We start from the raw sequence: 24,871 nt of genomic DNA on the forward strand, positions 1-24,871 counted from the left end.
TGACGGGACAGGAGCGGCGTGGTCCAGCGACGGTAGCGAGCCGAGGTGTCCGGACCGGCAGCGGGGAGCCCGTCCCCGGCGGTCTCCCGGCTGATCCTGAGCGATCCTGCACGGGGGGGTGGCCGGCCGACGGTCCGGAGCTGTCCGAGCGGCCAGGCCCGGGTGGTCCGCCGACCGTGCGGAGGACCGCACCGTCCCCGCACCGGACGGTGGAGGGCGGCGCGTCTGGGTGTGCCCTCCAGGGGATCCTGGCAAGGTCGGCGGATGGAGTACACGGACTACGACACCCGGCTCGCCGCCTACGGCGTGATCACCGAGGGCGACCGTGTGCTCCTGGCCCGACTGCGGGTCCCCGAGGCCGGCACGTGGACGCTGCCGGGCGGCGGGGTCGAGTTCGACGAGACCGTCGAGCAGGCCGTCGTGCGCGAGGTCCTCGAGGAGACCGGGTACGAGGCGACGTGCGGTCCGCTCCTCGGCGTCCGGCACCACATCGTGCCGAAGGAGCGCCGGATGCACGACAACGGGCGGCCGATGAAGGCGGTGCAGGTCGTGTTCCGCGTGACCGTCACCGGCGGCGAGCTGCGCAGCGAGACGGACGGCTCGACCGACGAGGCCGCGTGGGTCCCGGTCGCCGAGCTGCCCCACCGGCGGCACGGGCTGCTCGTGCCGATCGCCCTCGGCTGGGCTCGACGACCGTGAGCGGCGAGGCCACCGACCTGTCCGCCCGGCTCTGGGACGAGCGGGCGCTGCTCGGCGACCTGGTCACCGCTGCGGCCGACCCCGACCCCGACCGCGTCCGCCGGCTGCTCGACCGGTTGCGCGAGCTGCGCCTGGAGCAGGACGTCCTCGTGCACGCCCTCGCCGAGCAGTGGGGCACCGGTCCCGACACCGCCACGCTCCGGTCGCTCGAGCGTGTCGCACCCCCGCCGTGGGACCTGCTCCTGCCCGAGCACCTGACAGCCCTGGCGAGCCTGACCGCCGAGGTCGCCGCGGTGCTGCCACCCGGCCCCGTGCGCGACGCGTGGGACCGGATCAGCCCTCGAGCACGCTGAGCACGTTGCCCGACGGGTCGGTGAACCACGCGATGAGCGGACCGCCGTGCCGGTTCACCCCGCGCTCGTCGGTCACGCCCTCGTAGCGCAGGAACGTGACGCCCTTCGCCGACAGCTCGTCCACGGCGGCGTCGACGTCCGGCACCGGGAAGTTCAGCACCGTGAACGACGCCGGCTCGTGCGCGGGCCCCTTCGGGTAGACGAGCACCCCGGCGCCGGAGCCGACGTGCAGCACGAGCATGCCGTGGTCCTCGCTCACCGGCAGCCCGAGGACGCCCTCGTAGAACGCCCGCGCCCCGGGGACGTCACGCACCGAGAACCCGCTGAACGCCGTCGTCGCATCGACCATGCGGCCAGTGAACCACCGCTCCTGTCAGGATGGGACGGTGACCCCGACCGAGCTGTCCGTCGACGCCGCCGTCGAGCGGGCGGTGGCGCTCGCCGCGGTTCCCGGCCGCGCGGTGCTCGGCATCGCGGGGGCGCCCGGGGCGGGCAAGTCGACGCTGGCACGCCGGATCGTCGTCGCCGTCGACGCCGCGCACGGGCCCGGCACCGCGGTGCAGGTCCCGATGGACGGCTTCCACCTGGCGAACGCGGCACTCGACGCCCTCGGCCGGCACGACCGCAAGGGCGCGATCGACACCTTCGACGCGGCCGGCTACGTCGCCCTCGTCCGTCGTCTGGTCGTCGCGGACGACGACGTCGTCTGGGCGCCGGACTTCGACCGCCGCGTCGACGAGCCCGTCGCCGGCAGCATCGCCGTGCCGCGGAGCACCCGGCTCGTCGTCTCCGAGGGCAACTACCTGCTCGACACCGACGCGCCGTGGTCCGTGCTGCCCGACCTCTTCACCGAGACGTGGGCGTGCGTCGTGGACGATCGTGTCCGCGTCGACCGTCTGGTGGGCCGACACGTGCGGCACGGACGCGACCACGAGTCGGCCCGGACCTGGGCGCTCGAGGTCGACGGCGTGAACGCGGCGAGGGTCGCTGCCACGGTGACCCGAGCCTCCCGGACGGTCCGGACCTGACCGGAGCCGGACGACCAGGGCGGCCCGACCCGAGCCACCCGACCAGCAGCACCGAAGGACAGGAGCGACCATGACCATCGCCATCACCGGAGCCACCGGCAACATCGGCGGGGCCGTCGCCCGCGCGCTCGCCCGGGCGGGCACGCCGATCCGCATGCTCGTCCGCGACGCGGCCCGGGCACCCGAGCTGCCGGGAGCGGAGGTCGCGGTCGCCTCGTACGCCGACGCGACCGCGTCCCGCGCCGCGCTCGAGGGCGTCGACCTGCTGCTCATGGTCTCCGGCGCCGAGGCGCAGGACCGCCTCGACCAGCACCGCGCCTTCGTGGCCGCAGTCGCGGACGCGGGCGTCGCCCACGTCGTCTACACGTCGTTCGTGGGTGCGGCACCGGACGCCACCTTCACCCTCGGCCGCGACCACTGGGCGACCGAGCAGGCGATCGAGGAGACCTCGATGCGGCACACGTTCCTGCGGGACTCGTTCTACCTGGACTTCGTCGAGGACCTGGTCGGCGAGGACGGCGTGATCCGCGGACCGGCTGGTGTCGGCGCGATGGCCGCTGTCGCGCGGGCGGACGTCGCGCGCGTCGCGACCGAGGTGCTGCTGCACCCGTCGGACCACGTCGACCGGACGTACGAGCTCACCGGACCGGAGGCGATCACCCTCGCCCAGGCGGCCGCCACCGTGTCCGAGGTGCGCGGCCGCGCCGTGACGTACCAGCCGGAGACGGTGGCGGAGGCGTACGCCTCGCGTGCGCGATGGAACCCGGAACCGTGGCAGGCGGACGCGTGGGTGAGCACCTACACGGCGATCGCCGAGGGTGCGCTCGCGCACGTCTCGACGGACGTCGAGCGGGTGACCGGCCGTCGGCCGCTGTCGCTGCGCGAGGTGCTGCAGGCGGACTGACCCGGCCGGGAGGCACGGGGCGCGTCCGCCGTGTCGACCGCGGGTACTGCTGCGGGTGCTGCTGCACGACGGGAGGCACGTCGCACCACGTCCTTCCGTGGTGCGACGTGCCGTCGGTTGTTCGCGAGCGCGTCGAACCACGTCCTCGAGTACGGGCCGATCGCCGCGCTTCGCCGCCGCGTCGCGCTGCGCCGCTGCGCCGCGTCAGCGCACGCGTCGGGCCGCGAGCGTCCCCGCGACGCCGAGCGTCAGCACCGCGACGAGCACGACGAGCAGCGGGGCCGTCCAGCTCCCGGTCGCGCCGTGCAGGGCCCCGGCGACGAGGGGTCCCGCCGAGCCGATCAGGTACCCGCCGCCCTGCACGAACGCGGACATCCGCCGGGCGTCGTCGTCGCTCGTGACGATCCGCACGACGATGATGAAGACGACCGTGATCCCGCCGCCCTGCGCCGCTCCGCCGAGCACCGACCAGAGCAGCCAGAGCTGCGGCGCGAACAGCAGCCCGAGGGGCATCGCGAGCCAGAGGAAGGCGACGAGGGCGATGATCGCGCGGGGCGCCCAGCGGGTCGCGAGCACCGGGACGCCGAGCGCGCCGACCACCGCCAGGATCTGGAACACGGACGAACTCGCGCCCGAGGACTCCGCCGAGAAGCCGATCTCGTCGTGCAGCAGCGTCGGGATCCACGCGGTCAGGGCGTAGTACGAGAACGCCTGCCCGCCGAACGCCAGCGTCAGCCCCCACGTGATGAGCCGGCGCGCGGGTCGGACGGGCTCCGACGCTGCCGGCAGCGTGCGGATCGACCCGGTCTCGGTCAGGAGCTCGACCGGACCCGTCGCGACCACGGGCTCGACCCGGGACGGCCGGAGCCACGCCGCGCGCGCCCCGACCGCGTACGTCCACGCGGCCCCGGCGACGACGGCGAACACCGCCCACACGGCGATGGCGACCGGCCACCCCCACGCGGCAGCGATCGGGGCGGTGCCGAGCGAGGTGATCATCGACCCGACGTTGAGCGCCGACGTGTACACGCCGGTCACCAGCCCGACGCGCTCGGGCGAGGTGTCCCGTCGGATGACCACCGGGATCACGACGTTGCCGATCGTGATGCCGATGCCGATGATCGCGGTGCCGACCAGGAGCGCCGCCGCCGACGGGGTCGACCGGACGACCGTGCCCGCGAGCACGATCACGAGCGCCAGCGACACCGCACGCTCCGGGTCGGCCTTCGCGATCACCCAGCTGGCGAACGGCGTCGCCAGCGAGAAGCACAGGACCGGGATCGTCGTCAGGAGCCCGGCGATCGTCGCGGTCAGCCCGAGGTCCACGCGCAGGTCGCCGATGACCGGCGCCGGGGCCACGATCGGCCCGCGCAGGTTGAGGGCGATGAGGACGATCGCCGCCGGCAGCAGCCAGGCCGCACCGCGGAGTCCGCGACGGGCGACGGTGTTCACCGGTCCCTGCTCACGCCGCCGCGTCCGGCAGCAGGATCGGCAGCAGGTCGAGCGGGGTGGCGGCACGGGCGACGGTGCCCTCGGCCTCGGCGGGGGAGCCGTAGCCCCACTCGGCGAAGACGACCGGCACGCCGTGCACGCGGGCGCCCTCGACGTCGTGCAGCCGGTCGCCGACGAGCACCGGGCGGCTGACGTCGTGGCCGGCCTCCTCGAGTCGTCGCAGGGCCTCGGCGACGACGTCGGCCTTGGCGCTCCGGACCTCGTCGTCGCTCGCACCGGTGACGAAGTCGAAGTACCCCGTCAGGCCGTAGTGGTCGAGGATCACCGTGGCCGGTGTCTCGGGCTTGCTCGTCGCGGTGGACATCGGCAGTCCGGCCTCGTGCAGGGTGCGGAGCACGACGTCCATGCCCGTGAACATCGCCGAGTCGAGAGCCCCGTGCGACAGGTAGTGCTCGCGGTACACGGCGAGCGTCCGCTCCGCACCGCCGTCGTCCATGCCCATCGCCGTCCGGAAGGTGTCCATGATCGGCGGGCCGACGAACGACATCAGCGTCGCGTGGTCCGGCACGGGCACGCCGACCGTGCGGAAGGTGTGCGTCATGCTCTCGAGGATCCCCGGGGCGGAGTCGCTGATGGTCCCGTCGAGGTCGAACAGGATGGCGGTGTAGGGGCGCGTCATGTCCTGACCAGCCTAGTCGCGGCGGTGGGGCCGGCCACGGGGCGGGCCGGTGGGCGCGCAGGGCGGTGGGGCGAGCCTCCCGGCTCGGTGCCGGTCCTGCGACATCGCACGCGTCGATCGACGGGTGCGGTGTCGCAGAGCGCGTGCCGAGCGCGCCAGACGACCGTCAGAACAGGCGGGTGTGCCCGCCCTCGATGCCGCGCATCGCGTCGTAGTCGAGCACGAGGACGCGGATGCCGCGGTCCTCGGCGAGCGTGCGTGCCTGCGGTGCGACCGTCTGCGCGGCCAGGACGCCCTGCACCGGCCGCAGGTGCGGGTCGCGGTTCATGAGCTCGAGGTACCGCGTGAGCTGCTCGACGGCGTCGATGTTGGCGTTGCGCTTCATCTCGACCGCGACGCTCGCTCCCGCGTCGTCGCGCGCCAGGATGTCGACCGGGCCGATCGCCGTCATGTACTCGCGTCGGACGAGCGTGTGCCCGTCGCCGAGGAGCTCGATCTGCTCGGCGAGGAGCTGCTGCAGGTGCGCCTCGACGCCGTCCTTCACCAGACCGGGGTCGACGCCGAGGTCGTGGCTCTCGTCCGCGACGACCTCGTACAGGCTGACGATGAGCTTGTCCTGCGTCTTCTTCTGCGTGACGGTCCAGACCTGGGTGATGCCGGCGCTCGCCTGCTCCTCGTCGGGCTCGGTCATCTCGATCGAGCACGGCGGGCTCATCCAGTTCAGCGGCTTGTAGCTGCCGCCGTCCGAGTGGACGAGCAGCGAGCCGTCCGCCTTGAGCATGAGCAGACGGGTCGCGAGCGGCAGGTGGGCCGACAGGCGTCCGGCGTAGTCGACGGAGCAGCGGGCGATGACGAGACGCACCCGGCGATCCTAACGGTCGGTGCGCGTCCCACCGGACGCGGCGGGGTCCGCCACCGTGTCGTCCGTCCCGTGGTGCGGGCGGTCGGTCTGGAGGCGCGGCTCGCCCCCGCCGGACTGCGCCGCGTCCGGCTGCTGGTCGCGTGCCGCCCCGTGGTCACCGTCGTCGCGTCCGCGCCGCTTCCGCAGCGTCTCGGCCGCCGCGCCGGTCTCGCGCGCCGCACCCGATGCCAGGCCGGCGGCGATGATGAACACGAACACCACGAGCAGCGCGCCGAGCAGGCCGATGTGCTCGCCGAGGAACCCGATCAGCGGCGGACCGGCGAGGAACGCCACGTAGCCGATCGTCGCCACGGCGCTGACCTTGAGCGCTGCCGAGCGGGGGTCGTCGGCGGCGGCGGACATGCCCATCGGGAAGCCGAGGCTCGCACCGAGGCCCCAGAGGACGACACCGACGATCGCGATCGGGATCACGTCCACGAAGATGAGCAGCCCGAGGCCGACCACGGCGACGGCGGCGCTCACGCGGAGCACGGGCACCCGGCCGAACCGGTCGATGAGCGGGCTGCCCGCGATGCGTCCGGCGGTCATCGCGGCGAGGAACACCGTGAGCACGGCGGAGCCGGCGGCGTTGTCGAGCCCGTGCCCGTCGATCATGGCGAGGGGCAGCCAGTCGTTGGCGGAGCCCTCGGCCAGCGCCATGCCGAGCACGATCACACCGATGAGGAGCGTCGACGGCTGTGCCCAGACCTGCCAGCGCGTCAGCTGCACCGGGGTCGGGCTGGTCGCGGTGGACTCGTGTTCCTCGTACCGGTGCTCGTCCCCGAAGCGCGACGCCGCCGCGAGCATGACCAGGCAGACCACGACGCCGAGCACCGCGAAGTGCAGCACGACGGGGACGTCGAGCGCCTCGGTCAGGGCGCCGAGCCCGGCACCGGCGAGCGTGCCGACGCTGAACGCGGCGTGGAAGAGCGGCATGATCGTGCGCCCACCGGCCTTCTCGGCGGCGGCGCCGGAGACGTTCATCGACACGTCGACCAGTCCGTTGCCGAAGCCGAACGCGATGAGACCGATCCAGATCGCGGCGAAGCCCCAGCCGGCGGAGACGGCGACGCCCGCGAAGACGAGGCCGACCGCCAGGCAAGCCGACGCCACCTGCACGCCCCGGCGGGCGCCGACCTTCGCGACGATGTGGCCGGCGAAGGTCAGGCCGCCGATCGAACCGACCGCCATGCCGAGCACCAGCAGCCCCATCTCGAAGGTGGTGGCACCGAGGGAGTCGCGCACGCTGGGGATGCGTCCGAGCCAGGTGGCGATGGCCAGACCGGACAGCGTGAAGGCCACGAAGACCGCGATGATCCAGGTGCGGGTCGTCGGGGCGGTTCGGGTGGACGTCGTCGTCATGCGGAGCTTCCGGTCTCGTGCTGGTCGTGTCGTGGGCCGCCGGCGAGGCCGTCCCTGATCGGGTTCCTGCCTGCGGCTGTCCGGTCGAATCGATTCGACCGGTTCGTGTGACTACGCTAACGGGCGATGGACCACCCGGCAACAGCACCCGGCACGTCCGGGGCGACGAACCCCCGCGACCACGCCGACGGTCCCGTGCGCCGTGGGCCCAGACCGACGCTCGCCGCGGTCGCCCGTGCAGCGGGGGTCGCACCGTCGACCGCCTCCCTCGCCTTCAGCAGTGCCGGCCCGGTGTCCGAGGACGCGAGGGCCCGGGTGCTCGCCGCCGCTGCCGAGCTCGGCTACGGGGGCCCGGACCCGCGGGCGCGCTCGCTCCGCCGGGGCCGGTCCGGGGTGATCGGTGTCGTGATGGACGAGCGGCTGAGCGATGCGTTCCGCGACCCGGTCAACGTCCTGACGCTCGACGGCATCGCCGAGGTCGCGGGCGAGGCGGGCGCCTCCCTGCTCCTCGTGCGCAGTCCCCTCGACGACGAGCACGGCGCCGGGCCGATCGTCGACGCCCCGATGGACGCCGTCGTCCTGGTCGGGTGCAACGTGCGGATCGACCCTGCGGTCGCCGTGCTCCGCCGACGGCAGATGCCCGTCGTCGCGATCGAGGCCGACGACATCGAGGGCGCGGTCCCCGTCCAGCTCGACAACCGCGAGGCCTCCGGTCGTGCCGCCGACTACCTGCGCGAGCTCGGGCACACCGCGGTCACCGTCGTCACCCTCCCGCTCGACGCCGAGCGCCGCCGCGGCCCCGTCGACGCAGCGCGCGAGGCGGAGGGGGTCGCCCACACCACCCTGGAGCGTCTCCGTGGTGTGCGCGGCGTCTACCCCGACGCCGTCGCGGTCGAGGCCGCCGCCAGCTCCGTCGAGGAGGGCCGGATCGCCGGACAGTCACTGTTCACCGGCGACGGACCGGTCCCGAGCGCGGTGATCGCACAGAGCGACCTGCTCGCCGTCGGGGTGGTCTCGGCAGCGCTCGACGCGGGACTCCGGGTGCCCGAGGACGTCAGCGTCATCGGCTTCGACGGCATCACGGTCGACGACAGCCTGCTCCACCGCTCGCCGATCCGGCAGCTCACGACGCTGGTGCAGCCGTTCGAGCAGAAGGGTCGCGCCGCCGCACGCGCCGCGCTCGCGATGCTCGAGGGCGACGAGCCCCAGCCGGCGGCCTTCCGGTCGGAGCTGCGCGTGGGCGACACGACGGGGCCGGTGCGCCGGGCGATCGGCGACTGAGCGCCCGGGTCCGCGACCCGCGCGCCTCCTGCTGGAGCGCTGGGGGCTAGGCGCCCGAGGTGCCGCTGGTGGCGATGCCTGCTGCGCCGATGCCGATCACGAAGATGACGAGCAGCGCCCACCCCACGACGAAGAGCCCGTTCAGGATCAGACCGGTGACCGCCATCCCGCGACCGGCGGGTTCCTTCCGGAGGCCGACGATGCCGAGGACGAACCCGACCAGCGGCACGAGGAAGGTGAACCCCAGGACGATCGACACCAGGCCGAGCACCATGCTCGCGATGCTCAGACCACGCGGCGGAGCGGGCTGGTAGCCGACCGTCACGTGCGTCGGCTGCCCGTAGTGCGGTGCCTGCGCGTACTGCTGCTGCTGCGCGTACTGCGGCTGGTGCTGGCCCTGGTTCCCCTGGCCCGGGTGCTGGTCGTCACTCATCGGTTCCCCCTCGTCGAGTCCGCTGTCGCGTGCCCCAACGGTAGCGGATGGCAGAGCGCGGCCCCGGCTGGGTGTCGGTTGGGGGTTTCCTCAGCGCCGCAGGCCCCTGCCACCGACTGCTCACGAGGAGCGCTCCCTACGCTCCGTCACGTGCAGCCGATCGATCGTTCCCGGGACCTGGTGTGGCTCGTCGTGGTCCTCGTGGTCGCGTTCGTCTCGGTCGCGCTCACCGTCGTCGTCGTGCGATCGGTGGGGTCGCCCGACCAGGCGGCTGCTGCTCCGGCACCGAGCGCGACGCTGATCGCGCCGCAGCGCACCCGGAGTGTGCCGACGAGTTCCCGCGGCATCCCCGCCACGGAGCGCCCGACGTCGCACGAACCGTCGAGCGTCGACCTCGCGACGACGTGGACCCCGCCCGCCGACCTCCCGCAGCAGGGGCGCCTGCTGCACGTCGCCATCCCGGGCACCCGGTCGCACTTCGTCGCGCGGGACGCCCTGCTCTGGCTCCCACCGGCGGCACTGGTCGCCGATCCGCCGCCACTCCCCGTCACCGTCCTCATGTCGGGGCAGTCACGGGGCGCCGGCCCCGACGACGTCGAGACCGGCGGGCACATCGCACACACCATGGATGCGCTCGCCGGCCTGCACCGCGGCCTCGCGCCGATCGTCGTCGTGCCCGATCAGCTCGGTCCACGATCGGGCAACCCGATGTGCGTCGACGGGCCGCTCGGCAACAGCCGGACGTACCTCGAGCAGGACGTCCCCGCGTGGATCACGAGTCACCTGCGCGTGCAGACCGGTGCCACGGCGTGGACCGTCGGCGGCTTCTCGCAGGGCGGTACCTGCGCGATCCAGCTCGGGGCGGGCGACCCACAGCGCTTCGGCAACGTGATCGACGTCTCCGGTGAGCTGGGCCCGACCGAGCTGACCCGCGCCGAGACCCTGCACGGGTTCGGTGGCAGCGTCGCGGCCTGGCGTGCGGCGCAACCGATCGCGGTGATGGCCCAGCACGGCTCCTACACCGGGACGTCCGCGTTCTTCACCGCTGCGCAGCTGGACCGGCACTACGGTCCGGCGATGCCCGTGGTCGCCGCGCACGCTGCTGCGGCGGGCATGCACGTGACGCGGTGGATCGTGCCGGGAGGTGGGCACGACTGGGCGATGGCACGCGCGGCCATCGCTGCCGGGATGGCGTGGCTGGAGCCGCGCGTGGGACTCGCGGCGTCCTGACGGCTCGCTCGCCACTCGAGGGCTCCGGCCGCCGGTCGCTCAGGAGTACTCGGAACGGATGAAGGCGGCGAATCCGGGGATCGTGAACTGGAGCATCCCCCGGTCGGCTGGTTGCACGAGTCCCTTGTCGATGAGCCGCGCCCGCGGCGTGGAGAGCTGGTTCGTCCCGGTCCCCAGCGCCTCCGCGATCGACGCCCGCGAAGTCGGACCGTCGCCGAGCCGTGCCATCGCCGTCAGCAGACGCCGTTCCGAGGTCGAGCACGCCGACCACCTCGCCCGGAAGAGCGCCTCCAGGTCGGCCTGCATGGAACGGTGTCCGGTCTCGACCGAACCGACGTCGATCACCGCTCCCGGATCGGGCCGCCCTGCAGCCGCCCACGCGGAGTCGGCGATGAGCTGGACGGAGTACGGGTAACCCTGCGCGATCGACAACGCGCGGTCGACGGCTTCCGGCGTCCACTGCACTCCGAGGAGGCGAGCCGGTCCGACCAGCGCGATCTCCTCGGCATCACGATGCAGGGGGCCGAGCGGTCGGTACGCGAGGCGTTCGCTGAAGGTGACGATCTCGGCGATGGTCTCCGGCGCGTTCGGCAGTCCAGCAGCGAAGACCGCGGCGGGGACGTCCGTGCCCTCCGCCTGGAGGTGTTGCCAGGCGTAGACCAGCGTGCGGAGGCCTGCCGCGTCCGCTGACTGGATCTCGTCGACGAAGATGACGAGCGGGCGCTCCGTCGTGGCGGCCTGGATGACGTCCTCAAGGCCGCGGGCGCCCGCACGAGCGCGCTCGTCCTCCGGAGCCCTCGAGCGGAAGGTCCCCGTCGCGGTGGCGACGCCCGGCACCCCGAGCGAGAGCCGGAGTGACTCGACCTTCTCGCGGAGAGCCCTGCCGTGCGGGGCGCCGGTAGCTCCGACGGTCCGCCGCAACTCGTCGAGGATCTGCTCGACGAGCCCTTGCGGTTCACCTGCCGTCACCCAAACGGTGGCCGCGCCGCGCGCAGAAGCCCGGCGTTGGTACTCGCGGAGCAGTGACGTCTTCCCGAAGCCTCGCGCGGCGTGGTCCACCCGGATCCGACCCACCAGACGGTGGAGGTCGACCAGGACTGACAGGCGCTCGTCCAGATCGGCGAGTTGGAGGGCGCGCCCGGGAACGGTGCGGGCGATCTCACCCGGTGTGTAGGGGCTCGGCTGCATGGGCCTCCGATGATCTGTTATGAAAGACGTCTTTCATAACAATCTATCGCACTCCTCCCACCCGCGGCCCGCGCAGCCCGAGCACGACCACGGCGACGAGGTTCACCGCGCTCCCGACCAGGAACCCCGTGCTGCCCCCGGCCACGCCCCACGTCGGAGCGAGCACCGCCATGAGCACCACCCCGACGACGAACCCGGCGACCGACGCCAGTGCCACCTGCCGCGACCGCCCGGACGCGAGCAGCAGTGCCGCGGGCACGAGCCCGACGGTGAACACCCACACGCCGACCATCAGGTACCGCAGGTCCGACACGGCCTCGGCCCCCTCGGCGGGGTAGACGAGCGGCAGGAACCACCCGGCGAGCCACGCCACGAGCCCGAACACCACGGCGGTCCCGCCGGTGAAGCCCCCGACGAGCAGGAGCACCCCGCGTGAGCGCAGCGACCCGCCGTCCGAGCGGTGGGCGAACGCGGGCACGAGGACCTGGCCCAGCGCCTGGCCGACCATCGACGCCGGGGTCGCCAGGGTGAACGCCGCCGCGTAGACACCGGCCTCGTGCGCCGAGACGGAGACCTGCGCCGAGATCATCGTCAGCTGCAGCAGCCCGTTCGAGGTCACGACCGCGAGCACGTTCCAGGCCGCGAAGGCGAGCACCCCCGCGGTCGGTTCCGGTGCGCCGACGGCGCGGTTCCCCCGCGGCCAGCAGGCGATCGCGAACACGGTGTAGCCGATCGCCAGGGGCAGCAGCACGAGCGGCTCGAGGCGGGTGACGCACGCCGCGACGAGCAGGCCGAGGGCGAGCAGGCTCGTGACCGTGTCCCACAGTGCGACGCGTGGCGCACGGTCGTACCCGAGTTGCGCTCCGCGGGCGTAGCAGTACAGGCCGTACCCGACGACGACCCCGACCCCGCCGACGACCATGCCCGGGCTCGCTCCCCAGGCGAGCGCGACCGGCACGGTCACGGCGGCGAGCACGGCGCTCGACACCGCCATCGAGGCCCCGAGCAGCCGGTTCACCGCGGTGTCCGAGCGACGTCCGCGCAGAGCGATCGCCAGCACCCTCGACGCGGTGTTCCCCGCGGCGTTCGGCCAGAGCAGCGCGGTGAAGACCGACAGGGAGAGCAGGGCGGTGGTCTGCCCGAGGGTCTCGGTGCCGAACACCCGGCCGACGACGACGGTGACGAGCAGCTTCGCGAGCCCCTGCACGCCGATGCCGACGGTGGCGAGCAGCGCCGACGACGCGACGCGCCCGTGCCCGTGCGCGCGCCCGCGCGTGTGCCCGCTCACCGCGCCAGCGCCTGTTCGACCCAGCCCCGACGGTGCGCCCGCACCCCGAGGGTCACCGCCCGGACGCCGATGTAGCCGAGCGCGAAGGCCGCCCAGAGCCCGGCGAGCGTCCCGCCGACCCACCAGAGCAGCGGCAGGTACACGACCAGGTTCACGAGCCCGGCGACGGCGAGGTAGCGCGCGTCCCCGGCACCGATGAGCACGCCGTCGAGCACGAACACGTAGCCGGCGACGGGCATCCCGACGGCGATGAGGACGAGCACGAGCGGCAGGGCCGAGCGCACCGCGGCGGAGTCGGAGAAGACCGGTCCGAGCAGTCCGCTCACCGCGAGGGTCAGAACCCCGAGCAGTGTCCCGCCGACGATGCCGAGCAGCACGAGCCGGCGCGTGACCAGCCGCACCCGGGCCGGATCGCGCGCGCCGAGCCCGTGGCCGACGAGCGCCTGTCCGGCGATCGCCAGGGCGTCGAGTGCGAAGGCCAGGGTCGAGAACACCGTGAGACCGACCTGGGTCGTCGCCAGGCCGGTCGTGCCCAGGCCCGAGGCGGTCGCCACGGTCGCGAGCATCGCCACGCGCAACGACGCCGTGCGCAGGAACAGCCATGCCCCGGACCGGAGCGCCCGCACGACGCCGGACGCCCCCGGTCGCAGCGGTGCACCCGATGCCCGGGCCGCACGCACGGCGATCACGACGTACACGGCGGCCATCGCCCACTGCACGATCACGGTGCCCGCGGCAGACCCCTCGACGCCCCAGCCCGCACCGTAGATGAGCACGGCGTTGAGCAGCCCGTTCGCCACGAAGCCGATCGTCGCCACGACGAGGGGTGTCCGCGTGTCCTGCAGGCCCCGCAGCAGTCCGGTCGAGGCCGTCACGACCAGGATCCCGGGGAGCCCGATCAGCGACACCGTCAGGTACGCGGTCGCCGCGGTCGAGACCTCCGCCGAGGCGCCGAACAGCTCGACGAGCGGTCCGGCGAGCGGCCAGCCGACGAGTGCGAGCACGACACCGAGCCCGAGCGCGAGCCACATGCCGTCGATGCCGGCGTGCACCGCTCCGCGACGGTCGCCGCCGCCCAGCGCCCGGGCCACCGCGGGGGTCGTCGAGTACGCCAGGAAGACGAGCAGTCCGGTCACCGTCTGCAGCACGACGCTCGCGAGGCCCACGGCAGCCAGCGCCGTCGCCCCGAGGTGTCCGACGAGCGCCGTGTCGGTCAGCAGGAAGAGCGGCTCGACGACGAGCGCGCCGAGTGCCGGCAGCGCGAGCCGGACGATGTCCCGGTCGACCGACCGACGCTCGGTCGTCGCGGCGGGCGAGGTCGGTCGTGGCACCGGACCATCCTGCCGGAGTCGGAGCAGCACCGGTCCGTCCCGCCGTCGGTACGCTGCGCGCGTGGACCTCCTCGCGCTCGCGCCCGGCGCCGTCGGCATCGCCCTGAGCCCGCTGCCCGTCGCGTCCGTGGTCGTCCTGCTCGGGCACCGTCGCGGTTCCGCCCCCGCCGTCGCCTGCGCCGCCGGCTGGACCGTGGCCGTCGCCGCGGCGCTCGTCCTGGCGGTCGCGGTGGGGGAGCGGCTCCCCGTGCAGACGGCCGGTGGCTCGTCCGTCCAGGCGATCGTCGCCGTGGTCGCCGGGGTGGTGCTCGCCGCGCTCGCGGTCTGGCAGTGGACGGTCCGCCGGCTGCCGGACGGCTCCCCGTCGAGCACCCGCTGGGCGGACGTGGTCGAGCGGGTCGGTCCGGTGCACGGCTTCGGGCTCGGGATGCTGCTGTTCTGCAACCCGAAGGCGGTCGTGCTCGCCCTGACCGCGGGGCTCGCGTTCGGGGGCGCCGAGCCCGACCTCGGCGAGGCACTGCTCGCCGGCGCAGCCTTCGTCGTGGTCGCCGCGTCGACGACGGTGCTGCCCGTGGTCCTCGTGCTCGCGGCCGGTCGTCGCGCTCGCCGTCCGCTCGCCGCGATGCGCGCGGGCATCGCCCGGTGGGGATCCGTCGGACTGGTCGCGGTGCTCGCCGTCCTGGCGGTGGTCCAGCTCACCGTCGGCGTGGTCGGTCTCCGCTGACGCTGGCCGACAGGGCGGGTGCGCGCAGGACCGGACCGGGGACGGAACGGACGGGAGGCCCGTGGCGGGGTCGCCACGGGCCTCCCGTCCGGTGGTCCCGCCGTCAGTCCGCGCGCGGCTCTGCCGGGATCGCCCCGGTGGCGGCGCGCGCCTCGTCCGACGCCCGGGGCGTCGCCGGGTCCGTGCCGCGGGCCCGCCCGACCAGGTCCATGAGGTGGTAGACGACGATCGCGGCGACCGTGCCGACGATGATGCCGCCGAAGGTCGCGCCGCCGAACGAGAACGTGAAGTCGGCGATGCCCATGATCAGCGCGATGCCGGCGGTCAGCTGGTTCTTCGGCTTGGCGAAGTCGACGCGGTTCTCGACCCAGATGCGGATGCCGATGACGCCGATCAGGCCGTACAGGGCGGTGGTCGCACCGCCGAGCACCCCGGCCGGCACCGAGGAGATGACCATGCCGACCTTCGGCGACAGCCCCAGCAGGATCGCGACGATCGCGGCGACCCAGTACGCGGCCGTCGAGAAGACGCGGGTCGCGGCCATCACGCCGATGTTCTCGCCGTAGGTCGTGGTGGCGGAACCGCCGCCGGCACCGGCGAGCACGGTCGAGACGCCGTCGGCGAAGAGCGCGCGACCCGTCAGCGGGGTGAGGTCACGGCCGGTGAGCTGTCCGACGCCCTTGACGTGACCGACGTTCTCGGCGACCAGGGCGAGCACGACCGGCACGAAGCCGAGGTAGATCGCGAGCTGGCCCGGGTCGAAGGCCGGGGCGGTGAAGGTCGGCAGGCCGATCCACGGGGCCGCGCTGACCGTCGACAGGTCGACCTGGCCGGAGAGCAGGGCGGCGACGTAGCCGACGAGGACGCCGATGACGATGGACAGGCGACCGAGCAGTCCCTTGAACAGCACCGTGACCAGGATGATCGCCGCGAGGGTGACCAGCGCGACGACCGGGGCCTTCGCGAAGTTGTCGCGGGCGGCCGGCGCGAGGTTGAAGCCGATCAGGGCGACGATCGCTCCCGACACCACCGGGGGCATCAGGCGGTCGATCCACCCGGCCCCGGCGAGGTGCACGATCGCGCCGACCAGGGCGAGCAGCACGCCGACCACGATGATCCCGGACAGCGCGAGCGGGATGCCGCCGATCTTCGTCGCGGCGCCGATCGGCGCGAGGAAGGCGAACGACGAGCCGAGGTAGCTCGGCAGCCGGTTGCCGGTGATCAACAGGAAGAGGATCGTGCCGACGCCGCTGAAGAGCAGGGTCGTCGAGGGCGGGAAGCCCGTGATGAGCGGCACGAGGAAGGTGGCACCGAACATCGCGACGACGTGCTGGACGCCGAGCCCGATGGTGCGACCCCAGGAGAGGCGCTCGTCCGGCGCCACGATGGTCGAGGAGGAGACGGTCGCGCCGTCACCGTGCAGCTTCCAGCCGAGTCCCATGGCAGCACCGTAGCGGCTGCGCGGCTGCTGGCTCCGTCCCGACGCGGACCCGGTGGCTATCGTGGAGCGCATGACCGACGTCGCACGCACCTCAGGGATCCACACCGACGAGCTCGACCCGGCCGTCCGCCCGCAGGACGACCTCTACCGGCACGTGAACGGGACGTGGATCGCGCAGACGCCGATCCCCGACGACAAGGCGCGGTACGGCTCGTTCACCGTGCTCGCCGAGGACGCCGAGGTCGCCGTGCGTGAGATCGTCGAGCGCTCCCAGCAGGCCGCACCCGGCACCGAGGAGCGCAAGGTCGGTGACCTGTACACGTCCTTCACCGACGAGGAGCGACTCGAGGCCCTCGGCACCGGACCGATCGACCCGCTGCTCGGCGAGATCGACGCCGTCGAGACCACCGACGACGTCATCGCGATGGTCGGACGCTTCGAGCGCCTGGGCCTGCCCGGCTTCGTCCAGCTCTTCGTCGACAACGACCCGGGTGACCCGGAGTCGTACGTCGTCTTCCTCGAGCAGTCCGGCCTGGGCCTGCCCGACGAGTCGTACTACCGTGAGGAGCGCTTCGCCGACATCCGGTCGAAGTACCGCGAGTTCGTCGCGTCGATGTTCCCGCTCGCGGGCTTCGCCGACGCCGGGCAGAGCACCGAGGCCGTCATCGCGCTGGAGACGGCGCTCGCCGCGGCGCACTGGGACAACGTGACGACCCGCGACAGCCAGAAGACCTACAACAAGATGACCTGGGACGAGGTCGCCGCGCTCGCGAACGGCGCCGACCTGCACCTGTGGTGGCAGGCGATCGGTGCCCCGGCCGGCGCCTTCGAGACCGTGGTCGTGCGCGAGCCGTCGTTCATCTCCGGCCTGGCCGAGCTCCTGCGCTCCCAGCCGCTGGACGCGTGGAAGGACTGGCTGCGCTGGCAGGTCATCCGCGGCTCCGCGGCGTACCTGACGAGCGCGATGTCCGCCACGAACTTCTCGTTCTACGGCACGGCGCTCACCGGTGCGCCGAAGCAGCGCGAGCGCTGGAAGCGCGGCGTCTCGCTGGTCGAGGGCGCGATGGGCGAGGCCGTCGGTCGCATCTACGTGCAGGAGCACTTCGACGAGACGTCCAAGGCCGAGATGGACGACCTCGTCGCCAACCTGGTCGAGGCGTACCGGCAGAGCATCACCGCGCTCGACTGGATGACCGACGAGACCCGCGCCCGTGCCCTCGACAAGCTCGACAAGTTCACGCCGAAGATCGGCTACCCGGTGACGTGGCGCGACTACTCGGCCCTGTCGGTCAGCCCCGACGACCTGATCGGCAACGTCCGGGCCGTCGCGAGCTTCGCGGTCGACCGCGAGCTGGGCAAGATCGGGAAGCCGATCGACCGCGACGAGTGGTTCATGACCCCGCAGACGATCAACGCGTACTACAACCCGGGGTTCAACGAGATCGTCTTCCCGGCGGCGATCCTGCAGTTCCCGTTCTTCGAGGCGTCGCGCGACGCCGCCGCGAACTACGGCGCGATCGGTGCCGTCATCGGGCACGAGATCGGACACGGCTTCGACGACCAGGGCTCGCAGTACGACGGTGACGGCCGACTGCAGAACTGGTGGACCGAGGCCGACCGCACGGCGTTCGAGGAGCGCACGAAGGCCCTCATCGCCCAGTACGACGCGCTCGTGCCGACCGAGGTGCCGGACGGGCACGTCAACGGCGCGCTGACCATCGGCGAGAACATCGGTGACCTCGGCGGGCTGTCGATCGCGTGGAAGGCGTACCTGCTGTCCCTCGACGGCCAGGAGCCCCCGGTCGTGGACGGGCTGTCCGGCGCCGAGCGCTTCTTCCTCAGCTGGGCACAGGCCTGGCGGATGGCGATCCGTCCGGAGGAGGCAGCGCGTCTGCTGAGCATCGACCCGCACTCGCCGAACGAGTTCCGCTGCAACCAGATCGTGCGGAACATCGACGGCTTCTACGAGGCCTTCGGTGTCACCGAGTCGGACACGATGTACCTCGACCCGGCCGAGCGCGTCGCGATCTGGTGATGACCGAGCCGGACGCGGCTCCGTCGTCCGAGCCGAGCGCTGACCACAGCGGGACGCCCAGCGCTGCGCCGGGCGAGACGCCGGGTGCCGACACCGGTGCCGCCCGCCGTCCCCGCCGCCGACACCAGGTCGGCGGCGGGAACGGCGCTCGTGCGTGCGGACGCCACCGCGGCGGGGCCGACGAGCGGTTCGGCGCGACGGTCGACGCCCTCGGTTCGGTCGCCCGTGACGGTGCCGCCGTCAGCGCGTCGATCATCGACACGTCGACCGGCAAGGCCCTGCTCGCCGTCGACGACACCCTGGTGCAGCCGGTCGCGAGCCTCGGTCGCGTGCTCCTGCTCATCGAGGTCGCGGCGCAGCTCGAGGACGGCCGGCTGCACGGCGACCGGCTCCAGCGGATGGCACGGGACACCGCCACCGGTGCCGGGTTGTGGCAGTTCCTGCAGGAACCGACGATGCAGGTGCCGGACCTGGCGACCCTGGTCGGGGCGACGGCGGACGCGTGGGCGATGAACGCACTGCTGTCGACCGTCGGCATCGACGCGGTGCGGCAGCGGGCCGAGGCGCTCGGCATCGACCGCACGGCACTCATCGACCGCGTGCGGGACCGGCGCGGTCCCGACGACGCCCCCGACGCCTCCGTGGCGCCGGCAGGCGAGCTCGCCTGGCTGATGCGCGGCCTGGCCCTCGGCGAGGTCGTCGACGAGGCGGTGTCGAACCGGGTGCTCGGCTGGCTGAGCCTGGCCAGCGACACCACGCTCGTGGCGGCCTCGTTCGGCCTCGACCCCCTGGCGCACCGTGCGCTGGACCACGGGTTGCAGGCCGTCGTCGTGACCGGCTCGTCGACCGGGGTCCGCGCCGAGGCCGGCATCCTCCGGGGACCCGGATCGTCGGTGAGCTACGCGGTCACGGTGACCTTCGACGACGCCACACTGCAGCGGCGGCTCGCGGTCGTCGAGGCCCTGCGGACGATGGGCACCGAGGTGCTCGAGGCCGTGCACACCCCCGCCCGCCGCTGACCAGCACGGACGAGCACGGACGGGCGGGCGCAGACGGGCGCCGGCGGGCGCGACGGCTCAGTCGGCCGCCTGCCCCTCGGGCACCAGGCCCTGCACGTTGAGCAGCCCCGCGTCGGTGGACCGGCACGCCGTGATGCCGGAGTCCCGCACGAACAGTGACTCGGTCGACCCGGGCGGGTACACGCGGAACCCGTCCGCGGACACCGGGTCGCACGTCGCCGTCGGGTAGTTCTCCGCCTGGGTGATCTTCAGCGGTGCGACGGCCACCGCGCCGGGCGCCAGCGTCACGGTCGGGTGCGCCGATGCCTCGTCACGGGTGGCCGGGGCGCCGATCTGCTCACCCGAGCCGCCGCCGACGAAGGAGACCCCGGGCCACCCCTGCAGCGTGCAGGTCGTGGAGCCGGTGTTGCGGAGCGCGAGGTGCACGTACGTGCTGCCGGCGGCCCCACCGCTGCCGGACTCGACGCTGCCCGCGAGCGACGCGGTGGTGCACCGGCCACCGTCCCCGCCGGACCCGCCACCCGCCGAGCCGCCCGACGACGAGGACGACGCCGACGACGAGGACGCCGCCGACGACGAGGACGGAGCCGAGGTCGCGGCGGAGGGCGACGAGCCCCCGGCCGACGCGGTCACGGTCTGGGTCGCCGTCGGCGCCGGGCCCGGGCCGCCCGACGAACAGCCGGAGAGCGCGAGCGCGAGCACGACCCCGGTGCTCGCGAGGACGATGGCGGAACGTGTGCTGCGGTGCATGCCTCGACGCAACACCCGCCGCGGTCCTCGGGACTCGGTGAGCGTCCAGTCGTCACGGGCACACTCGCGTCACAGCCAGGAACACGAGCGACGGAGGTCGGAACATGGCAGGCAAGCACGAGCAGGCACGCGGCGAGGACGGTCGGGCGGACGGCGTCGACACCCGCGCCGGCGCCTTCACCGACAGCGAGATCCCGGGCGAGCAGCACGTCGAGTCGCACGAGCCCGCGGGAGAGTTCGTCTCCAGCGACATCCCCGGCGAGACGCGGCCCCAGGGCGCGGGCGGCGCGGACGAGGGTGAGTACGTCGAGTCGGACATCCCCGGCGAGGCCGAGCCCACGCCGGACGGCGAGGCCGGGCACTACGTCGACAAGGACGAGTGAGGCGCCGAGGGGCACCGGTCGGAGCTGACCGGATCCTCAGGCGACAGGAGCTCAGTCGACCAGATCGGCGGCGACCAGCCGGCGGAGCGTCTCGACGCCCGCCGGCGGGCACCGGTCCGCGTCCGCCGCGGTGACCCACTCCACCTCGTCCACCTCTGCGGAGGCGACGGGCGAGGCGGCATCGGCGGTGCCTCCCGGCCGGACCCGGAACAGGGCCATGGCGACCATCGTCCCCTCGCCCTGGCCGTGCGCGGCCTCGGTCACCGTGCCGAACGGCTCGAGGTCCGCCTCGGTCAGGTGCAGCCCGGTCTCCTCGCGCGCCTCGCGGATCGCAGCTTCGACGTCGGTCTCGTGCGGCTCCGCCTTGCCGCCGGGCAGGTAGAGCACGTCGCGTCCGCGGGCACGCACCATCAGGACCTGCCGGTCACGGACCAGCAGCAGCGCGCTGACGCGCAACGTGCGGGGGACTGCCGGGAGGCTCAGCTCGCGTCCGCCTCGCCGGTGCGGTCCGTCAAGACGGGGCACTCGGGCGCGGTGCGCTCCGCGAGCGGCACGATCGGCGACGGCAGCTCCGCCTCGGGCTCCGGGTGCACGCCGAACAGGGCGTCGAGCGCCCCGACGAACTCCTCGCCGCGACCGGCGCGACCGAGCTCACGCGCACGCACCGAGGGGCGGTGCAGCAGGACCCCGACCAGGTGCCGGAGGGCCCGTTCGGTCTGCTCGACGGACTCCGGGTCGCCGTCGCGACGCTTCGCGCGGTCGATCTCGTCGTCGAGGATGTCGAAGACGTGCTTGCGGAAGGCCACGAGCGCCGGCGTGGTCGACTGCTCGAGCGCCTGCGCACGGAAGCGCGACACGGCGTCGTCGACCATCTGACGCGCCTCGGACTCGGCGTTCAGCTCGGCGATCGGCGCGTGGATGCTGATCGTCTCGAGGTCGAGCAGCTCGACGCCCTCGACGTGGGCCGCGTCGGGGTCGACGTTGCGGGGCAGCCCGAGGTCGATGACGATGCGGCGCTGGCCGTCGGCGAGGTCGGCCGGTTCGACGACCGGGACCTCGCTCGAGGTGCAGGTGATGACGACGTCGCTCGTGCCGATCGCCTGGCGCAGGTCGGTCGCGGCGACCAGGTCGTGCTTCGCGGCGAACCAGGGCGCGCGGCCGGACGGCGAGAAGACCTGGATGTTGGCGGCGCCGCGGTCACGCAGCGCGGCGATGGTGGTGGCCGCGTAGCTGCCGGTGCCGACGAGCAGCACGCGGGTCCGGGCCCAGTCGGTGATCCGCGACGAGGCGAGCTCGAGCCCGAGACGGACGAGCGACCTGCCGGCGGCACCGATGCGGGTGCGGGTCTTGACGCCGCGGGAGGTGTGCGCTGCCTCCTGGAACAGGCGCTCCAGGTCGGACGTCGTGGTGCCGTTGGCGCGGGCGTCCTCGAGTGCCCGGCGGACCTGGCCGGAGATCTCGGTCTCGCCGACGACGACGGACTCGAGCCCGCTGGACACGGCGAACAGGTGCTGCACGACGTCCCCGCCGCCGAGCACGCTGACGGAGTCGAGGACCTCGGCGGGGACGAGGTCGCTGGCTGTGGCGACGGCGTCGACGGTGGCCGACACGGCGGAGTCACGGTCGTCGCCCGCGATGTCGAGGTAGGCCTCGAAGCGGTTGCAGGTGGCGAGGACGACGGCTCCGTCGAGCACGTCGGAGTCCGTCACCAGACGGCTCGCGGCGGTCGGTGCGCCGATGCTCAGTCGCTCCAGGAGGTCGAAGCTGGCGTTGCGGTGCGACGCCGTGAGACAGATGAGCACGTCTTCCATCGTAACTCGCGCTCGGGCCACCGGCTGTTCGCCCTCCGCGTGCACAGCAGACTGTGCGGTGGCGCCCGTGTCCGGGGCGGGTCGTGCTCGGCCGCGGATGGGACAATCGACGGGTGACCTCCGCCGCACCCGCCGCCCTGCCCGACAGCCACCCGCTCGTGACCGGCAGGACCTCGGGGTCACCGCTCGTCCGGGCGCTCCGCGGGGACCGTCCGGAGACGCTGCCGGTGTGGTTCATGCGGCAGGCCGGCCGATCACTGCCGGAGTACCGGGAGCTGCGAGTCGGCACCGCGATGCTCGACGCGTGCCTCGACCCGGCGCTGGCGTCCGAGATCACCCTGCAGCCGGTCCGTCGGCACGGGGTCGACGCCGGCATCTTCTTCAGCGACATCGTCGTGCCGATCAAGCTCGCGGGCGTGGACGTCGAGATCGTCCCCGGCCGTGGCCCGGTGCTCGGGTCCCCGATCCGCACGGCGGCCGACGTGGACGCGCTCGCCCCGCTCGACCCGGGTGCCCTCGCGCCGATCACCGAGGCCGTGCAGCGCACCGTCGCCGAGCTCGGGGACACCCCGCTCATCGGCTTCGCGGGTGCACCGTTCACGCTCGCCGCCTACCTGGTCGAGGGCGGCCCCTCGAAGGACCACATCCGCGCGCGCACGCTCATGCACAGCGACCCGGAGACCTGGGCACGGCTGCTCGACTGGGCCGCCGGCGTCTCGGGCGCCTTCCTCCGTGCGCAGGTGACGGCCGGTGCCTCGGCCGCGCAGCTCTTCGACTCGTGGGTCGGCTCGCTCTCCCGCCGGGACTACGTCGCCTCGGTGGCCCCGCACTCGGCGACGGCGCTGTCGCACGTGGCGGACCTCGGTGTCCCGCGCATCCACTTCGGCGTCGGCAGCGGCGAGGTCCTGCACGAGATGACGACGCTCGGCGACCCGTCGGACGCCGTCGCGGTCGATGCCGTGGGCGTCGACTGGCGTGTCCCGCTCGACGAGGCCGTCCGCCGCGTCGGCACCGGCGTCACCGTGCAGGGCAACATCGACCCCGCGATGCTCGCCGCCCCGTGGGAGGTGCTCGAGGCCCACGTGCGCGACGTCGTCCGCCGTGGCGGCGCTGCCCGGGCGCACGTGGTCAACCTGGGCCACGGTGTCCCGCCGGAGACCGACCCGACCGTGCTCACCCGCGTGGTCGAACTGGTCCACGGGCTGGGCGACGGCCGGGGCGACGGGACCGGAGCCGCGGCGTGACCGACGTCGTCGTGGTCGGCGGTGGGGTCGCCGGCCTGGTCGCCGCCCGTGACCTGGCCGAGGGCGGCGCGCACGTCGTGCTCGTCGAGGCCGGGGAGCGCCTGGGCGGGATGATCCGCCGGCACACCGTCGCCGGGCTCGACCTCGACATGGGCGCGGAGTCCTTCGCGACCCGCACCGACGCCGTCGAGCGGCTCGCGGCCGAGCTCGGCCTCGGGAACGACGTCGTGTCGCCCGACCCCCGCGGTGCGTGGCTGATGACGCGCGACGGCCGGACGGCCCCGATCCCGCAGACCGGCTTCCTCGGGATCCCGGGCAGCCCGATGGCCGCCGACGTCCTCGCGGTGGTCGGCCAGGGCGGTGGCCTCCGCGCACAGATGGACTCGCTGCTGCCGTCGCCCGTCGGTGCCCGGGCGCAGTCGCTCGGCGCCCTCGTGCGGAAGCGCATGGGGGAGCGCGTGCTCGACGACCTGGTCGTCCCGGTCGCGGGCGGCGTGTACTCGACGCACCCCGACCAGCTCGACCCCGATCGCGTCGCCCCCGGGCTCCGTGCGGCCCTGCAGCGCGAGGGCTCCCTCGCCCGCGCCGTGCTCGCCCTGCGCTCCCGGTCCACCGCGGGCTCGGCGGTGCAGGGCATCCGCGGCGGCATCGCCCGGCTCGTGGACGAGCTCGTGGCCGACCTCGAGACCTACCGCGTCGACGTCCGGACGGGCACCCGCGCCACCGCGGTCGAGCGCTTCGCCGTCGAGACCGTGGCAGCGGACGGTACCCGCGAGCGCCTGCCCGCACAGCACGTCCTCGCGTCGACGGCCGACCCGGGCCGGACCGCGGCGGCCGACCGCACCGGCATCGAGCTCGTCACCCTGGTCGTCGACCAGCCCGAGCTCGACGCCGGGCCGCGCGGGACCGGGATGCTCGTGCACCCGGAGGCCGCCGGGGTCGGGGCGAAGGCCCTGACGCACGCGACGGTGAAGTGGCCCTGGCTGGCCGAGGCGGCCGCGGGCCGCCACGTCCTGCGGCTCAGCTACGCGACCGCACCCCACGATCCGGTGACCGGTGACGACGGGGTGGGGACGAGCCTCCCGGTCGACCCGGAGGACACCGTCGGCACCCGCGCCGTCCGGGACGCGACCGCGCTCCTGGGCGTCCCCGTGACCGCGGACCGTGTGCAGGGCGCCGCCCGCGTCCGCTGGCACGGGCCGGACCTGACCGCAGCCGGCTTGGCCGAGGGGGTCGTCGGCATCGGGGAGACCTCGTCCGGCCGTGGTCTGGCGGGCATCGTCGCCGCCGCCCGCGCGTCCGCTGCACGCATCCTGGGATCCTGAGCGGACCGAG

The 24,871-nt window shown here is 73.7% G+C and carries 25 protein-coding genes; 12 read left to right on the forward strand and 13 right to left on the reverse strand.

Annotation, left to right across the window (positions count from 1 at the left end):
• Positions 1-264: 264 nt before the first annotated feature.
• Positions 265-699, forward strand: coding sequence for an NUDIX hydrolase (locus J2X59_RS06200; protein WP_066651264.1), 435 nt, complete (start codon positions 265-267; stop codon positions 697-699).
• Entirely contained in the window at positions 696-1,052 is a 357-nt protein-coding gene (locus J2X59_RS06205) for a hypothetical protein (protein ID WP_326496063.1), read from the forward strand. The genes J2X59_RS06200 and J2X59_RS06205 overlap by 4 nt, the downstream gene beginning before the upstream one ends.
• On the opposite strand, the gene J2X59_RS06210 is transcribed toward J2X59_RS06205, so the two are convergent.
• The gene (locus J2X59_RS06210) at positions 1,033-1,401 is read right to left on the reverse strand and encodes a VOC family protein (RefSeq protein ID WP_251160072.1); all 369 of its coding nucleotides are present in this window, start codon (positions 1,399-1,401) and stop codon (positions 1,033-1,035) included. The genes J2X59_RS06205 and J2X59_RS06210 overlap by 20 nt on opposite strands.
• Positions 1,402-1,438: 37 nt before the next feature.
• On the opposite strand from J2X59_RS06210, the gene J2X59_RS06215 reads away from it, so the two are divergent.
• Together J2X59_RS06215 and J2X59_RS06220 are read left to right on the forward strand one after the other, a co-directional pair.
• Positions 1,439-2,080 (forward strand): nucleoside/nucleotide kinase family protein, encoded by a 642-nt coding sequence (locus J2X59_RS06215; protein ID WP_326496064.1) that lies wholly within the window; start codon positions 1,439-1,441, stop codon positions 2,078-2,080.
• Between the two features lie 70 nt (positions 2,081-2,150).
• Positions 2,151-2,984: an NmrA family NAD(P)-binding protein gene (locus J2X59_RS06220; RefSeq protein ID WP_326496065.1), complete on the forward strand. Its 834-nt coding sequence runs from the start codon at positions 2,151-2,153 to the stop codon at positions 2,982-2,984.
• A 204-nt stretch (positions 2,985-3,188) separates the two neighbouring features.
• On the opposite strand, the gene J2X59_RS06225 is transcribed toward J2X59_RS06220, so the two are convergent.
• From J2X59_RS06225 to J2X59_RS06240, 4 genes are all read right to left on the reverse strand, one after another.
• Positions 3,189-4,436 (reverse strand): MFS transporter, encoded by a 1,248-nt coding sequence (locus J2X59_RS06225; protein WP_326496066.1) that lies wholly within the window; start codon positions 4,434-4,436, stop codon positions 3,189-3,191.
• 10 nt (positions 4,437-4,446) lie between these two features.
• Positions 4,447-5,115: an HAD hydrolase-like protein gene (locus J2X59_RS06230; protein WP_326496067.1), complete on the reverse strand. Its 669-nt coding sequence runs from the start codon at positions 5,113-5,115 to the stop codon at positions 4,447-4,449.
• A 166-nt stretch (positions 5,116-5,281) separates the two neighbouring features.
• Entirely contained in the window at positions 5,282-5,977 is a 696-nt protein-coding gene (gene nucS, locus J2X59_RS06235; protein WP_066651293.1) for an endonuclease NucS, read from the reverse strand.
• A 9-nt stretch (positions 5,978-5,986) separates the two neighbouring features.
• Positions 5,987-7,378, reverse strand: a complete 1,392-nt coding sequence (locus tag J2X59_RS06240) for an MFS transporter (protein ID WP_326496068.1) — start codon at positions 7,376-7,378, stop codon at positions 5,987-5,989.
• Between the two features lie 126 nt (positions 7,379-7,504).
• On the opposite strand from J2X59_RS06240, the gene J2X59_RS06245 reads away from it, so the two are divergent.
• Positions 7,505-8,659, forward strand: a complete 1,155-nt coding sequence (locus J2X59_RS06245) for a substrate-binding domain-containing protein (protein WP_326496069.1) — start codon at positions 7,505-7,507, stop codon at positions 8,657-8,659.
• A 46-nt stretch (positions 8,660-8,705) separates the two neighbouring features.
• On the opposite strand, the gene J2X59_RS06250 is transcribed toward J2X59_RS06245, so the two are convergent.
• Positions 8,706-9,092 (reverse strand): DUF4190 domain-containing protein, encoded by a 387-nt coding sequence (locus J2X59_RS06250; RefSeq protein WP_326496070.1) that lies wholly within the window; start codon positions 9,090-9,092, stop codon positions 8,706-8,708.
• Between the two features lie 150 nt (positions 9,093-9,242).
• Between J2X59_RS06250 and J2X59_RS06255 the strand changes: the two genes are divergently transcribed.
• The gene (locus tag J2X59_RS06255) at positions 9,243-10,322 is read left to right on the forward strand and encodes an alpha/beta hydrolase (protein WP_326496071.1); all 1,080 of its coding nucleotides are present in this window, start codon (positions 9,243-9,245) and stop codon (positions 10,320-10,322) included.
• A gap of 39 nt (positions 10,323-10,361) precedes the next feature.
• On the opposite strand, the gene J2X59_RS06260 is transcribed toward J2X59_RS06255, so the two are convergent.
• Genes J2X59_RS06260 through J2X59_RS06270 form a run of 3 tightly spaced genes read right to left on the reverse strand, consistent with a single transcriptional unit; the run spans position 10,362 to position 14,129 of the window.
• Positions 10,362-11,510, reverse strand: a complete 1,149-nt coding sequence (locus tag J2X59_RS06260; RefSeq protein WP_326496072.1) for an ATP-binding protein — start codon at positions 11,508-11,510, stop codon at positions 10,362-10,364.
• A gap of 43 nt (positions 11,511-11,553) precedes the next feature.
• On the reverse strand, positions 11,554-12,798 hold the full coding sequence (locus tag J2X59_RS06265; protein ID WP_326496073.1) for a lipopolysaccharide biosynthesis protein: 1,245 nt from the start codon (positions 12,796-12,798) through the stop codon (positions 11,554-11,556).
• Positions 12,795-14,129 carry an MATE family efflux transporter gene (locus J2X59_RS06270; protein ID WP_326496074.1) on the reverse strand — a complete coding sequence of 445 codons (1,335 nt, stop codon included), beginning with the start codon at positions 14,127-14,129 and terminating at the stop codon, positions 12,795-12,797. The genes J2X59_RS06265 and J2X59_RS06270 overlap by 4 nt, the downstream gene beginning before the upstream one ends.
• A 61-nt stretch (positions 14,130-14,190) precedes the next feature.
• Here J2X59_RS06270 and J2X59_RS06275 point away from each other — a divergent pair, with 61 nt between their 5' ends.
• Positions 14,191-14,853: a GAP family protein gene (locus J2X59_RS06275; protein WP_326496075.1), complete on the forward strand. Its 663-nt coding sequence runs from the start codon at positions 14,191-14,193 to the stop codon at positions 14,851-14,853.
• A 103-nt stretch (positions 14,854-14,956) separates the two neighbouring features.
• Here the strand turns inward: J2X59_RS06275 and J2X59_RS06280 are convergent, their stop codons facing one another.
• Entirely contained in the window at positions 14,957-16,294 is a 1,338-nt protein-coding gene (locus tag J2X59_RS06280) for a uracil-xanthine permease family protein (protein ID WP_326496076.1), read from the reverse strand.
• A 70-nt stretch (positions 16,295-16,364) separates the two neighbouring features.
• Here J2X59_RS06280 and J2X59_RS06285 point away from each other — a divergent pair, with 70 nt between their 5' ends.
• Both J2X59_RS06285 and J2X59_RS06290 read left to right on the forward strand, forming a co-directional pair.
• Complete coding sequence (locus J2X59_RS06285; RefSeq protein WP_326496077.1) at positions 16,365-18,329, forward strand: M13 family metallopeptidase; 1,965 nt, start codon at positions 16,365-16,367, stop codon at positions 18,327-18,329.
• Entirely contained in the window at positions 18,329-19,348 is a 1,020-nt protein-coding gene (locus J2X59_RS06290; RefSeq protein WP_326496078.1) for a serine hydrolase, read from the forward strand. Before J2X59_RS06285 ends, J2X59_RS06290 begins: the two co-directional genes overlap by 1 nt.
• Positions 19,349-19,405: 57 nt before the next feature.
• Here the strand turns inward: J2X59_RS06290 and J2X59_RS06295 are convergent, their stop codons facing one another.
• Positions 19,406-20,098, reverse strand: coding sequence for a DUF4232 domain-containing protein (locus tag J2X59_RS06295; protein WP_326496079.1), 693 nt, complete (start codon positions 20,096-20,098; stop codon positions 19,406-19,408).
• A gap of 104 nt (positions 20,099-20,202) precedes the next feature.
• Between J2X59_RS06295 and J2X59_RS06300 the strand changes: the two genes are divergently transcribed.
• The gene (locus J2X59_RS06300) at positions 20,203-20,481 is read left to right on the forward strand and encodes a hypothetical protein (RefSeq protein ID WP_209684668.1); all 279 of its coding nucleotides are present in this window, start codon (positions 20,203-20,205) and stop codon (positions 20,479-20,481) included.
• 51 nt (positions 20,482-20,532) lie between these two features.
• On the opposite strand, the gene J2X59_RS06305 is transcribed toward J2X59_RS06300, so the two are convergent.
• The gene (locus tag J2X59_RS06305; RefSeq protein WP_326496080.1) at positions 20,533-20,937 is read right to left on the reverse strand and encodes an NUDIX hydrolase; all 405 of its coding nucleotides are present in this window, start codon (positions 20,935-20,937) and stop codon (positions 20,533-20,535) included.
• Positions 20,938-20,960: 23 nt separating this feature from the next.
• On the reverse strand, positions 20,961-22,283 hold the full coding sequence (locus tag J2X59_RS06310; protein ID WP_326496081.1) for a glutamyl-tRNA reductase: 1,323 nt from the start codon (positions 22,281-22,283) through the stop codon (positions 20,961-20,963).
• A 122-nt stretch (positions 22,284-22,405) separates the two neighbouring features.
• On the opposite strand from J2X59_RS06310, the gene hemE reads away from it, so the two are divergent.
• A complete protein-coding gene (gene hemE / locus J2X59_RS06315) occupies positions 22,406-23,536 on the forward strand; it encodes a uroporphyrinogen decarboxylase (RefSeq protein WP_326496082.1) in 1,131 nt (376 codons plus the stop codon).
• Positions 23,533-24,861: a protoporphyrinogen/coproporphyrinogen oxidase gene (locus J2X59_RS06320; protein WP_326496083.1), complete on the forward strand. Its 1,329-nt coding sequence runs from the start codon at positions 23,533-23,535 to the stop codon at positions 24,859-24,861. Before hemE ends, J2X59_RS06320 begins: the two co-directional genes overlap by 4 nt.
• Positions 24,862-24,871 lie beyond the last annotated feature (10 nt).

The sequence above is a fragment of the Curtobacterium sp. 260 genome (assembly GCF_030803485.1).
Lineage (GTDB): Bacteria > Actinomycetota > Actinomycetes > Actinomycetales > Microbacteriaceae > Curtobacterium.